This window comes from Archangium primigenium (assembly GCF_016904885.1).
Lineage (GTDB): Bacteria > Myxococcota > Myxococcia > Myxococcales > Myxococcaceae > Cystobacter > Cystobacter primigenius.
The window spans coordinates 3,834,188-3,847,474 of sequence record NZ_JADWYI010000001.1; the positions used below are offsets into that span (position 1 = coordinate 3,834,188).

Consider the following 13,287-nt stretch of genomic DNA (forward strand, 5'->3'; position numbering starts at 1 on the left):
CCATGGACGCGGCCCCCATGCCCCGGGCCTTCCCCGGCAGTGGCATGCTGCACCCCCTCGTGCTCGGCGCGGTGGGGCTGCTCCTCCTCAACGATCACTGGTTCAAGGCGGCCTGGCCCTCGTGGTGGACGGGAAAGCTGTCGGACGTGGCGGGGCTCGCCATGTTCCCGCTACTGCTCCAGGCGCTCTGGGAGCAGGTGGCGACACGCCGGGACGCCGCCTTCCACCCGTCTCGCCGGGTGCTGGTGGTGTGCGTGGTGCTGACGGCGCTGTGCTTCGCGGCCATCAAGCTCTTCCCGCTCGCGGCGATGGGCTGGCGGTGGGGACTCGGGGCGCTGCAGTGGCCCTTCCGGGGATTGCTCGCGCTGCTCTCGGGGCGCTCGCTTCCGGAGGTGAGCCCCGTGCGGCACACGATGGACGTCACCGACCTGCTCACGCTGCCCGCCGTGCTCGTGTCCCTGGGGCTGGGCTGGCGGCGCGGGAAGGCTACTCCTTGACGGGAGGAGGCGGCGCGTCGGGCCGGGGCGGGGGCGCCTCGCGCTTGAACGGAGACCAGGACACCACCACCTCCGTGCCCTCCGCGTCGCGGCCATGGAGGAAGTCGAGGAGCTGTTTGACCTCGGGCGGGGCCTCGGCGGCGCTCACCGTGACGTGACCCCGGAAGCCGCCCCGGCCCAGGTCCGCGTCCACCTGGATGCGCTCGCTCCAGGGCCGCGTGTCGCTGTCCGCCTCGCCGTCCCAGCGCAAAGTCACACGCTCCAGACGCTCCCAGGTGACCTGCGTGCCCTCGGGGACGTGCACCACCACGTCGCTCCACCAGCCCTCACCGTCCTCCTTCGGGCGCCACCGGGAGACCTCGAGGTGGACCGGGGGCGGGATGCTGGGCGGCGGCCCCCGCGTGAGCGCGAAGGCGGTGGCCTCCAGGACGTCCCCCTGGGCCAGACGGGCCTGGAGCCGCACGGTGAAGCTCCGGGGCTCGTGGGGCGCCAGGTCCGTCAGCGCGTAGGTGTGCTCGGCCCGGGGCTCGGCCGTGTCGGCCTGGGCGCCATCGCCAAAGGACCACCGGTAGGCGCGAACCCGCGCGTCGTCCGCGTGCACCGCCTGGAAGGCGAACCGGCCCGGACCGCGCTGCTCGACCCCGATGCGCAGGGGCTCCCGCCGCGGCCCTCCGTCCGAGCCACAGGCCCGCACGTCGATGAGGAACTCGCGCTCGGCGAGCACCCCGACACGTCGGCCCCCCAGGTCGGAGCACACCTGGAAGCGCACGGGATACCGACCCGCCACCGGTGGGGCCCGCCAGCGCAGGGTCGGGCCGGGTTGCAACTCGGCGCCCGAGTCGACGGGCCAGACCCAGCGCGACACACTTCCGGGCTCGGGAGGGCCTCCCACGCGGGCGGACAACCCCATCACCTCGCCCGTGCACACCCAGGCCCGGTCCTGCTCCACGCCCTCGATGCGGACGCGGGAGGGCACGACCACCCGTTCCTCGCCCAGCGCCGCGGCGAGGGTTTCCCCGGACACGAGGGGCGGGGACCCTGACAGGGATGTCGTGGAAGGGGCGGCGGGAGCATCAGGCGCGGGCAGGGGCGGCGAGGCGGGCGGGGGCACCTCGACGGGACGCGGCGCGGGCGGCGGGGCCTCGGGGCGGGGCCACACGAGGAGGGCGAGCACGAGCAGTGCTCCCGCGACCCCCAGGGCGAGCAGGGCGCGGCGACGTCCGGACGGGCGAGCGGACACGGGCGAGGGACGCACGGGGCGCTAGAAGCCGAACTCCTTCAGATGGCGGCCATAGCCCTTGGAGTTGGGCCGGTACCACTGGTCATCCCAGCCCTTGAACTCGGCGTCATCGAGCAGACGCTCGGTCTTGCCCTGGAGGGTGACGGCGTTGATGAGCTGCACGGTGGTCGAGCCCACGTTGCGCGAGACGAGCCGGTCCGTGGGGTCGAGGTACTGCGACGCATGGCGGCTGCAGTAGTCCTGGAGGAAGCAGCCCCGGTCGCAGGTGCTCAGGGTGTTGTAGGTGGCGTGCTTGTCCTCGGCGACGTAGAGCGTGGGCCAGCCCCGGTAGGCATTGAGCGCGCTCGTCACGGTGTCGTACTCGAGCTGATCGTAGGAGTACCAGGCCGACGAGTCACAGCTGCTCAGCCGATGCGCGGACATGTAGACCCAGTCGAGGTACCAGCGGCCCGCGGAGTAGTGGACCTCGAAGATCTGGAACTCGGGGTCGCCGTCGTGGCCGGTGGTGACGCCGGTGTCGTCGAAGAAGGTGTCCAGGTAGAAGATGCGCAGCGTGCGCGTGGCGAAGCTGACGCTCTTCACGGCGTAGTAGGGCCGTCGGCCGTGGCCGCTCTCGCCGCTGTCGAACCAGAACAGGGGCATGAACGCGTAGGCGAGCTGGTGCTCGCAGTCGTCCTCGAGCCCATCGCGGTCGGCGTCCTTGCCACTCGCCCAGCAGTTGTCGCCGTAGGGCAGGTGTCCGAGCCCATCGGCGAGGGCGGGGGTCGTCGGCAGGAGGATGAGTCCCAGCGCGACGAGGGCGGGGGCCAGGCTGCGGTGCATGGGGAAGCTCCGGGGTCGGGAGCGCCCATGCTAACCGGGAGCCGCGCCGGGCCCCAGCGGCCTACGGGGCGAGGATCCGCACCGACGACATCTTGTCGTTGGCCGCGGAGGGGACCAGGGGCGTGTCCGAGGTGAAGGTCCACATCGTCCCGGCGAAGTCGTTGTCGTCGAAGACCTGGACCGTCCAGCCCGTGGGGACGCGCAGCGAGCTCATCCAGTCGTTGGGGATGCCCGCGGCGTTGAGCTGGGCGAGCGTATAGCCGCCTGGCTGCAGGGAGATACCGAGCCCGCCGTAGTTGCCGTCCGCGTAGAAGGTGGCGCCGGGCGGCTGGGTGACGTTCACGTTGTCGAACGCGGCGGCGCTGTCGTGGGCGCGCAGGCCGAGGGCGCCCGAGGCATAGGTGGCGTCGGTGGCCGTGACGAGGGGGGTGGCCGAGCGGTTGAGGTACACCGAGAGGCGCGAGCCGCTGGCCACGACCTTGAGGTTGTAGGTGACGTTCGCGTCGATCGCCACGGGCGCGCTGGCGAGCTCGGTCCAGGTGCCGCCGTTGGCGCGGCCGAGCACCACCCGGTCGCTGCCGGCGGCGAGGCCGGCGTAGTACCCCTTGTAGGCGTCCAAACCCGAGCCCGGGCTGCTCACGCGGAACATCAGGCCCGCGTCACCGGACGCGCCGGGAGTGACGTCGGCCTCGAAGGCCAGCGCGGAGAAGTTCGTGTTCAGCAGGGCCTTGGCGTCGGGCTGCTGGGTGGTGGCGTACCTCTCGCTGGTCACGCTCCACGCGCCGCCGTAGGTGCTCCAGCCCAGGGCATTGCCATCACAGAAGTTGTCCTGGGTGGTCATCTCCACGGGTTTGATGGTCCCATCGGCATTGAAAGACATGCGATCGAGGGACAGCTCGCGGTGGTTGCCATCCGTGGCCCCGAGCGGTCGCCGGTGGTAGACGATGTACCAGTCATCCGTGCCCGGCACGTTGACCACCGAGTTGTGGCCCGAGCCGGTGGCGAGGGTGGCGTTCTGGCTGAGGATGGTGCCCAGCTTGGGGAAGGGTCCCAGGGGCGAGTTGGCGATGGAGTAGGACACGCGGTAGTCCGGGCCGGTCCAGCCGCCCTCGGACCACATCAGATAGTATTTGCCCTTGCGCTTGAACATCAGCGCGCCCTCGACGTAGCCGGAGGGGGTGATCTCCTTGAAGGACGAGGTGTCCAGGCTGATCATGTCACTGTTGACCTTGACGACGTTACAGTGACCCCAGCCGCCGTAATACAGATAGGCCTGACCGTCATCGTCGATGAAGATGTTCTGATCGATGGGCTGTGCGCCATTGATGAACTTGGCGATCAGCGGGCGGCCGATCGCATCGACGTAGGGGCCGGCCGGGTGGTTGGATTTGGAGACGCCGATGCCCCCCATCTGGCTGTCATTCTGGATGTCGTTGGCGCCGAAGTAGAGGTAGTAGGTGTTGTTGCGGAAGATGGGCGAGGGGGCCCAGATGGCCCGGGTGGCCCAGGAGATGTTCGCCTTGTCGAGCACCCGTGAGTGCTTCGTCCAACGGACGAGATCCGTGGACGAGAAGGCATCCAGGTAGGTCTGCGAGTTGTACGGGGCGGAGTAGGTCGGGTAGACCCAATACACGCCATTGTAGATCTTGATGTCCGGGTCCGCGTACCAACCGCTCACGAAGGGATTTCCGGCGGAGCCGGGCGTACATGCGGACGCCAAGGGCGCGACCGCCATGCCCTCGGCCGTGCTCGCGGGGGCGGCCGTTCCCTCACCACAGTGAACCGTGGCGCTCAACAGCAGGGGGGCCAATGCCAGTCTTCCCAGATGGAATGGGGGGTTCATGCGCCCATCCTGCGCCGCCCCCCAGAACCCTTCAAGTGAAATGCGGTTTATTCCTGGATTGATGCTTCGTCCTGGAGGTAACGCCACTCAGCCCATCAGCGTGCCGCACTCGGCGATCCGCCGCACGCGCAGCGCGGCCAGCCGTTCCAGGGGCGCGGCCACCTCGGGCCCCTCGAGCAGCGCCACCGCTTGGGCGATGGCGTCCAGGGTGGACATGCCGGTGGGGTGCGAGGGATCTCTCAGCCGGAGCGTTCCAGGGGCGAGCGGCGGCAAGGTCAGCCGGGGCAGCGCGCGCAGCTCGGGGATGCGCTGGGTCATCTTCCGGGCCTGGGACCAGCTGCCATCCAGGACGACCAACTGCCGGGGCGGCGGCGTGTCGGGGGGCGGCGGGGTGCCATCCGGGTAGAGCAACCAGGTGCCGGGCTCGCGCAGCACGGCGCTGTCCAGCGGCTCATGGGGCGAGCCATGGGTGAGCAGCCGGGCGTTCACCAGGGCCTGCACGGCCAGGCGCCCGGTGTTGCTCTTCTTCCCGATCTCCATGAGGTGCTGCACCAGGAGGATCCGGGTCCGTGTCTCCACCCGGGGCAGCTCGGCGCACAGGCAGAGCTGCTGGGGCAGGTTGCAGCGGGGACAACGGGGCGGGGGCGTGACGCGGGAAGACATCTTCCCGCATCCTCGTCCGGTGGCCCTGGGAAGAGAAGTCCCAAGGCATGACCGCCAAGCGGGTGGGGCTAGTTGCCGGTGATGACGAACGTCGAGCCCGGCTCCTTGGTGATGTGCCCGTCGGCGGAGTTGGTGAGGGTGACGTTCGTCAGGGTCGCGTTGCCGCGGGCCCCGCTCATGGCCAGGATGCCGGCGCCGTTGCGCGAGTTGCTGATGCGCACGTTGCTGATCACCACGTTGGGCATGTTGCCGCCCCCGTTCTTGAACTGGATGCCGTCGTAGGTCGAGTCATCGATGTCGGTGTCGCGGATGGTGACGCCGACGATGTCCCGGGTCGACGGGAACAGCGTGATGGCCCCGAACTCCTGGTCCTCGTTCCAGAAGGCGCCTCCGGTCCGGTAGAGCCCGTTGTTGGCGATGAGCGTCGTGCCCGAGAAGGGCAGCGGATCATGATCCGTGGCCAGCATGATGCCGGGGTAGTTCATCGTGTCGTAGACGAGGTTGTTCTGGATCGTGTTGCCATAGCCGCCGTAGATGGCGATGCCGTTGGCGCGCCAGGGCAGCTGAACGGTGTTGTTGATGAAGTGGTTGTCGTGGGCGATGTCCACGGTCCGGTCCTTCACGTACGGATTGGCCCAGACGGCCAGGGCATCGTCGCCGGTGGTGCGGAAGGACGAGTTGAACACCCGCGAGTTGCGCGTGCCATTGCTGAAGTTGATGCCGTCCGCGTAGGTGTCGCGGATGCGCATGCCACTGAATTGCAGGCCATCCGCCGGGTTCCACAGCTCGGGGATGTTGTCGTAGTCACGGCCCACCCAGACGGCCACGTTGGCGTGCTCGATCCACACGTTGGTGATCTTCGAGTTCTTGCCGAACCGGCCATTGAGCGCCACGCCGCCCTCGGCATTGCCGTCACCGCCCCGGATCCGGCCGGAGCCGAAGATGGCGATGTCGGAGATCTGCACGTTGTCGTCGATGTCGAAGCCGAAGTTGCCCTCGTGCGGGTGGTTGATGCTGGCCGTCTGCAGGTGCGGCTGGAGGGTGGAGTAGAGCTGGGAGTGCCACATGCCCGCGCCCCGGATGGAGACATCGCGGATGCCCACCTGGTTGAACATGCCGCGGTGGAGCGGATCCGGGGTGAGGATCTTCTTCTCCTGCCGCCACTGGCCCGCCGGAATCCACACACAGGCGATCACGCCGTTCTGGTCGTCCATCACCGCGCGCTGGAGGGCGTCCGTGTCATCCAGGCCGTCATTGGGCACCGCGCCGTAGTTCGTGATCGAGGTGCACTCGGCGGGCTTGCTCGTGGGGGGTGCCACCTGCTCGAGGTCGATGAGGTCGATGATGTAGAAGGCGGCCGTGTCGTTCGCATCGCGCTGCAGCCGGAAGACGGTGCCCGCCGGGTAGGTCTGCGTGAGCAGCGCCTGGGCCTCGTCGAACAGCCGCCGGGCATCGGTCTGGGGCGTGTTGGTCAGCGCCTCCGGGCCGTCGGTGTTGCCGTACAGCCAGCTGTGGCGCGAGGAGAGCGTGAGCTTCCGCACGAAGGTGCCATTGGCATACAGGCTGATCGTGGCCTCCTGCCCGCCGCCGCCCGGCGCGTCGGGGATGGCGTTGCGCACGACGATGGCGTTGGCCGGCTGGAGCGCGGTGAACTCGACGTACTGGCCCGTGCTGTTGAGCCGCACCGCCTTGCGGCCCGAGGACTCGGTGGCGAAGTTGGTGTGCCCGAAGGTGCGCAGGGCATCCGTCTCCAAGAGGGTGCCCTGGTAGCGGCCGGCCTCGGCCTCGTAGGAGACCCAGGGCACGGCCGCGCCACGGCCGACGACGATCGCCTGCGAGAACGTGTTGTTGGTCTCGTTGGTCTCGGCGACGACGTTGGTCGCGTCCGCGGTGGCGGTGACGGTGGCGCCGCCACTCGTGGCGGTCCAGCTCCCGCTGGTGGTCACGGTGAGGGTGGCTCCGGCGGCGATGGCGGCCGTGGAGGTGTCGAGCGTGCTCCCGCCCACCACGACGCGCGTGACCGTGGCCGCGGTGACCGCCGTGCTGCCGCGGTTCTTCACCGCCACGCTGAACTTGACCGCGGCGCCCACGGCGGGGTTCGCGGGCGTCGGGCTGATGCTCAGCACCTGGAGGTCGGGCCCGGGCGCCTCGGACACGGTGAGGCGGGTGGGGTTGCTGTACGCGTTGTTGCCCTCGCTCTGCTCCACCACGGTGTTCTGGGGATCGACGACGGCGCCCAGCGTGTAGGCGCCCGCGCCCCGCTTGCCGATCGACGCCGACACGGTCGTGGTCGCACCCGCCGCGAGCCCGGACACGGAGGCCGAGGCGACCGCGACGCCGTCCAGGGTGAGGTCCACCGAGGTGGTCGCCGAGGACCGGGTGCCGATGTTCTTCACCGTGGCGGACAGGGTGATGGCATCGGTCTCGACCGGCGCGCTCGGGGTCGAGGTAACGGCGGTGACGGTGAGGTCGGGGTTGGCCGTGGGGGCGCCGTAGACCTGGAACTCGGCGACCTGCCCGTTGCTCGAGCCGGTGTTGGCCGTGAAGACGAGGCGGACCTCGGCGGCGGTGGCGCTCAGCGGCACGGTGACGGTGTTACCGGTCGCCGGGTTGAAGGTGTACGCGGCGGAGGCCTTGAGCGTGGCCCAGGAGCTCCCGGACGCCCCGCGGCCCTGGACCTCGAAGGTCTGGGTCCGGGTCGCCCAATCGGAGGCGGGCGACACCTTCACGACCACGCCCGAGAGGTCCACGCTCGCGCCGAGCGAGACCGTCAGGTGGCTCGGGTACTGACCGCCCGCGCCCTCCCAGTAGGTGTCCGTGCGGCCGTCATTGGCGTTGGCGGCCACGTACTGCCATTCCGTCGACGAGCCCACGATGGGCTTGCCCTGGGCGAGGTTCGTCCCCGAGGGCGGAGTCGTCGGCGGCTCGGTGGGCGGGGGGCTGGCGGTGCCGCGCACCTCGAACTCGGACAACTGGCCCGCCCCCCAGCCGGTGTTGGCGGTGAGGGTGACACGCACGTAGCGCGCGGACGTGTCCGGCACGTCGATCGTCACGGCGTTGCCAGTGGACGGATCGAACGTGTAGACCGCGCTCGCCTTGAGCGTGGTGAAGGCCGCGCCGTCGGTGGAGGACTGGACCGTCAGCGTCTGTTGCCGCGTGCCCCAGCCAGAGGGCAGTCGCAGGACGATGTCCTCGACGAGCGCGGCCGTGCCCAGATCGACCTGGGCCCACTGCGGAAAGGCTCCGTTGGCCGACTCCCAATAGGAACTGGCGTTGCCGTCGGTGAGGTTGTTCGGCGTGTAGGGCGCATTGCTGCTGCTCGCGGACGCTGACTTGCCCGTGGAGAGCACGGATGCGAGCGCGCGCCGCTCGGTGTGCATGGCGCCTGGGGGCGCGGTATCGACCGCTGGGGTACACGCGCTCGTGAAGAGCAGCATCGCGCAGGCGCCACGAAGGAGGCGCCTGGGTTGTTCGTGATGGATCATGAGTCCCGCCTGGATGAGAGACATCGTGTCGGCCATGGTTTGGCACCCCATCCCCTTTCCCGTCAATAAGGGAAAACCCGTTATTCCGTTCCTGATGAAGAATAAGGGCGCACGGTCGTGCGGAATTGAACAAGGGCTGAATGTTTCTCCAGGTCAAGCCATCGAGGCCTGTCTTGCCTTGCCCTGGAAAAGACAAAGGCCCCGGATCGGGAAGATCCGGGGCCCTGACCGCGCGAACTGGATGTCAATTCCGGATGATGACCGATGCGTCCTGGACTTCCAGGCCGGCATCCCTCACGACGGGCCCACCATCCGAGCCTCCGTCGGGACCTGCATCGGGTCCGCCATCCGAGCCGCCGTCGAGACCGCCATCCGAGCCGCCGTCGCCGCATCCACCATCGGAGCCGCCATCACCCCCGCAGCCTCCGTCGATGCCCGGGCCCGCGTCGAGTCCACCATCGAAGCCTCCGTCGATCGGACCCGCGTCCGGGCGCGGCCCTCCGTCGAGGCCGCCGTCGGTGCCAGGACCGCCGTCGGTGCCAGGACCGCCATCGGTGCCGGGGCCGCCATCGGTGCCCGGACCCCCGTCGGTGCCTGGGCCGCCGTCCGTACCAGGGCCGCCGTCGGTGCCGGGGCCACCATCCGTGCCCGGGCCGCCGTCATTGCCCGTCCCGCCATCGGTCCCGGCATCGGGCTTGTCGACGCAGCCTCCGCTCTGGCAGGCCTTGCCATTGAGGGCACAGTTCGTCTCGTCCTGGAAGGTGTAGCAAAGGCCGTTGGTTTGCTGGCAGGTCTGCTTGGTGTCTCCCACGCACTGCGACTCACCCGGCTTGCACGTGTCCACGCACTCCTGGCTGTCCTGGGGCATGCAGGACAGGATGCTGGCCTGGCTGTAGATCGCGTTGGCGATCTCGCGCTGGTCGAACTCCTCCTTGCGCTCCCAGGTCCAGTCGAGACTGGCGGTCGCCTCGGCGGAGTGATTGGGTTTGTCATACTTTCCGCCGCAGCTTCCCTTGAAGGACCAGCCCACGCGCTTGTTCTTCGAGACGTACTTGAAGGCGCTCGCGCGGATGTCCACCGAGATGTGTCCACCCCGGGGCCAGGATCCCCAGAAGGCATCCTCCTCGGTGAGCGTGACCGCCGCGATGTTGGCGGGCACGTCCTGTCCGTAATCCCGCGCATTGCAGTCCCGGGGCAGGCTGCACCCCAGGGGCATCTGCGTGGGCCCCGAGATGCGGAGCTGGTTGCTGTACTGGGTGCTCGCCGCGCAGTCCTTCTTGCGCCGGAACAGTCCCGAGCCGGGTGACGTCTCACGGGAGCGGTTGCTCTCGCCGCAGACGACCTGGGCCGAGCCGCTTCCCGTGTGCGTCCAGTACACGCCGCAGCCTGGCGAGCCGCACAGGATGTCCGACTCCGAGGCGAACGAGGAGACGACCGCGGGGAACGAGGGGCAGTTGCCCCCCGCCAGGGCGGGCTGTTGCGTGGGGGCGTCCCCGCTGGAGGCGAGGTCATGGACGTGCCCGTCCGTGCCCTGGGCCTGGACGCTCAGGACGGGGCTCAAGGTCTGGCCGAGCGGCGCGCACCCGGGGAACAGCTTGAACAGCGACGCGGGCAGCTTCGGCATGGGAAGCAGGGGATCCATCAGCGAGAGCTCGCAGCCGCGCTCCGGCGAGTCCTGACGGACGAGCATCGCGTCGTAGGTGAAGTGCTCGGCGCCCACCGTGAGCTCGATGCCCACGAGCGCGAAGCCCGTCATCGCCGAGCCGCGCGCGTACTCGAAGTAGACGCGCCGCATGGGGATGCGCGCCACGGACAGCGCCCCCGTCGACGAATCGCGCTCGGGGCGGAAGTAGACGTCCTCGGCGGGCTCCTGGATGTACTTCGCCGTCGCGTCCCAGGCGTCTCGCGGATCGAGCAGTTCCGTGCGCACCCGCGCGTGGACCTGGAGGCTGCCCTGGGGGAAGGTGCGCGCCAGGTCGTCATAGGCGCTCTGGACGAGGGTGGGCAGGTCCGCTTCGGGCATCCGCGGCGCTTCGGGCTCGTGGGGCAGGCGCTCCGTGCCTTCACCACAGGCCATCATGCCCGCCACCAGGGACAGGGCGAGTCCCGAAGGCAGGCTCCACACCAGGGGATTCTTCTTCTGCGTCATACGACGGCTCCTTCACGGGGAGGGGACCGGCGTACGAATTCGTGAAGCCCTTGGAAGGGCTAATAACTCCGATTCCCCTGGATAATCATGACAAGCTTGTATCCAGGAATCAACACGGGGGCTTTTTCCCTGGGCTCAGCTGTTCCAAATGGCCTCCACGCGGCGGCGCACGAGGGCGCGACCCTCGATGAAGCCGGGCAGGGCCCGCATGGGTCCGAGCACCGGGCAGAACTCGACCCAGTCCAGGTCGATGAGCGCCGTGTTCGCGGCCCGCTGGAAGTAGCCGAGGGCCGCGGGGGCATCGCCCGCCAGACACGCCATCTCCGCGACGAACTGGCAGGCCATGGAGACGAAGCGGGGGTTGTCGTGGGTCGAGAGGACGGCCCGCGCCGCGGCCGTGAACCGTGACGCGTCCAGTTCTCCGAGCACCACCTCGGCGTAGAGGTGGGCGAGCCGCGTCAGGAACTCATCGCCCAGGCGGAACTCCTCGCGGGCGCGGCGCGCCTCGGCCAGGTCCCCCGTCCACCCGGCGACCCGCACGCGCAGGAAGTCGACCACGGGGCGGTGGGATTGGGACGGGGCGAGCTGCCCGAGCGCCCACCGGTAGTCCTCCATGCGGCCGAGCAGGGCGCTCGTGCGGGCCAGATCGATGAGCGCGCCGCCCATGTCGGGCGCCAGGGCATGGGCGAGGCGCAGGCGCTCGAGGCCCTCGGCCGAGTGGCCCGCCTCGCACTGGATGCTGCCGAGGTACTGCAGGGACAAGGCATGGAAGGGGGCGATGTCCAGGCTCATCCGGACATGGGTGACCGCCGAGCGCCAGTCGCCGTCCTGGGCCATGAGCATCGACCGGGCCAGGTGCGTCTCGGCGAACTCGGGCGCCTGCCGCAGCGCCCGCTCGACGCTCTCGCGCGCGAGCTGGCGCAGCTGCGGGCCGGTGTCCTCGCGGCTCGAGAAGCAGGCCCGGACGGTGGACAGGGCGTACAGGGCCACGGCGGGCAGGAAGGCGGGGGCCAGCTCCAGGCAGCGCACGAGCAGGGGACTCGCCCCGTCGCTCGCCGAGCGCCGCTCGCGGTGCAGGTGCTGGTTGGCCTGCCGGTAGAGCACCAGCACATCGGGGGGAACCCGATCGCGCCAGGCGGCGAGGACGGCTTCGAAGCGCAGCTCCTCGGCGATGCGGGGCCCCAGGCGATCCTGGAGCGCGAAGCCCTCGGACGCGCCGTCGAACCGGCCGCTCCAGAGCTGCGCGCCCGTGCGGGACTCCAGCAGCCGGACCGAGACGCGCGCCGAGGGGCCCGCGCTCTGCAGGGTGCCATCCACCACCCAGTCCACGCCCAGCTCACCCCCCACGGCGCGGGGGTCCCGCGTGTCGCGAAAGCGCGCCATGACCCCGCTGCCGAGCACCCGGAAGCCCCGGGTGCGGGAGAGCTGATCGATGAGCGCCTCGGTCAGCGTGTCCGCCAGCCAGGCGGTGTCCGGGGGACCCTGGTGGCGCAGGGGCAGGAAGGCGATGCCCCGGGGCACCGCCATGGACGAGGACGCGGCGGGCACGGTCCCGAGCGTGGGCCGCGGCGTCAGGGGGGCGAAGCCCTCGGGTCGCGACGCGGGCGGCAGCGCCTGGGGGGCGGTCGTCTGCCCCTCGCCTCGGAGCCACTCGCGCAGGACGCGCGCCAGCTCGTCGGCGCTCTGGGGCCGCGCGGCGGGGTGGCGCTCCAGGCATTGGCTCAAGAGCCGCGCGAGGGGCGCGGGCACGGTGGTGTCCTGTCGGAGGTCCGGAGGGGCCTGGTTCAGGCGGGCCAGGGCGATGGCCCAGGGTGTCTCCGCGGAGAAGGGCTGCCGGCCGGTGAGCAATTCGTACAGGAGCAGGCCCACGGCGTAGAGGTCCGCGCGGGCGTCCACCGGCTCGCCCGCCACCTGCTCGGGCGCCATGTAGAGCGGGGTGCCGATGGCGCCCTGGGTCCGGGCGGCGCGCTCCTCCACCAGGGCCCGGGCGATGCCGAAGTCCGTCAGGACGACGCGCCCGCCGGCCTCCAGCAGGATGTTGGCGGGCTTGAGGTCCCGGTGCACGACCCCCGCGGCGTGGGCCGCCGCCAGTCCCTCGCTGACGGCCAGGGCGATGCGCGCGGCATCCGGCGCGGCGATCGCGCCCCGGTGGGCGATGAGCTCGCGCAGGTCCCCGCCCTCCACGTACTCCATGGTGAGGAAGGCCTGGCCCTCGTGGGTGCCCAGGTCGTGCATGCGCGCGACATGGGGGTGGGTGATGCGGCGGGCCAGGCGCACCTCGCGGCGGAAGCGCTCCAGGGCGTCCGCGCTGGCCTCGCGGCCGAGCTCCAGTTGTTTGAGCGCCACCGTGTCGCCGACGAGCGTGTCCAGGGCCTGGTACACGCTGCCCATGCCGCCCCGGCCAATCAGGCGCGTGAGGGCATAGCGCCCGGCGAAGAGGGTCGCGGGCGAGGAGGAGGGGGAGGGGGCGGGAGTGGCCAGGGGACGGACGACGGTGCGGTCATCCATGTCGGGGCCGGGGGGGGCGGGCGGAGCGGGGTCGGGCACGGCGGGCGCCAGTGTAGCGCGCCCGCCCCAGGTGCGCACGG

At 70.3% G+C, this 13,287-nt stretch carries 8 protein-coding genes; 1 reads left to right on the forward strand and 7 read right to left on the reverse strand.

The features are described from left to right. Nucleotides 1–2 precede the first annotated feature (2 nt). Entirely contained in the window at nt 3–497 is a 495-nt protein-coding gene (locus I3V78_RS15885) for a hypothetical protein (protein ID WP_204488822.1), read from the forward strand. On the opposite strand, the gene I3V78_RS15890 is transcribed toward I3V78_RS15885, so the two are convergent. The 7 genes from I3V78_RS15890 to I3V78_RS15920 all read right to left on the reverse strand — a co-directional run bounded on the left by I3V78_RS15890 (nt 487) and on the right by I3V78_RS15920 (nt 13,246). Then, entirely contained in the window at nt 487–1,752 is a 1,266-nt protein-coding gene (locus tag I3V78_RS15890) for a PKD domain-containing protein (protein ID WP_338023605.1), read from the reverse strand. The genes I3V78_RS15885 and I3V78_RS15890 overlap by 11 nt on opposite strands. A gap of 6 nt (nt 1,753–1,758) precedes the next feature. Next, nucleotides 1,759–2,559 (reverse strand): hypothetical protein, encoded by an 801-nt coding sequence (locus I3V78_RS15895; protein WP_204488825.1) that lies wholly within the window; start codon nt 2,557–2,559, stop codon nt 1,759–1,761. 61 nt (nt 2,560–2,620) lie between these two features. After that, complete coding sequence (locus tag I3V78_RS15900) at nt 2,621–4,237, reverse strand: family 43 glycosylhydrolase (RefSeq protein WP_338023606.1); 1,617 nt, start codon at nt 4,235–4,237, stop codon at nt 2,621–2,623. Between the two features lie 252 nt (nt 4,238–4,489). Beyond that, on the reverse strand, nt 4,490–5,065 hold the full coding sequence (locus tag I3V78_RS15905) for a tRNA-uridine aminocarboxypropyltransferase (protein WP_204488830.1): 576 nt from the start codon (nt 5,063–5,065) through the stop codon (nt 4,490–4,492). A gap of 68 nt (nt 5,066–5,133) precedes the next feature. After that, complete coding sequence (locus I3V78_RS15910; protein ID WP_239576449.1) at nt 5,134–8,445, reverse strand: CARDB domain-containing protein; 3,312 nt, start codon at nt 8,443–8,445, stop codon at nt 5,134–5,136. Nucleotides 8,446–8,794: 349 nt separating this feature from the next. Beyond that, the gene (locus I3V78_RS15915; protein WP_204488835.1) at nt 8,795–10,699 is read right to left on the reverse strand and encodes a hypothetical protein; all 1,905 of its coding nucleotides are present in this window, start codon (nt 10,697–10,699) and stop codon (nt 8,795–8,797) included. 135 nt (nt 10,700–10,834) lie between these two features. After that, nucleotides 10,835–13,246, reverse strand: coding sequence for a protein kinase domain-containing protein (locus I3V78_RS15920; protein ID WP_338023608.1), 2,412 nt, complete (start codon nt 13,244–13,246; stop codon nt 10,835–10,837). Between the last annotated feature and the right edge of the window lie 41 nt (nt 13,247–13,287).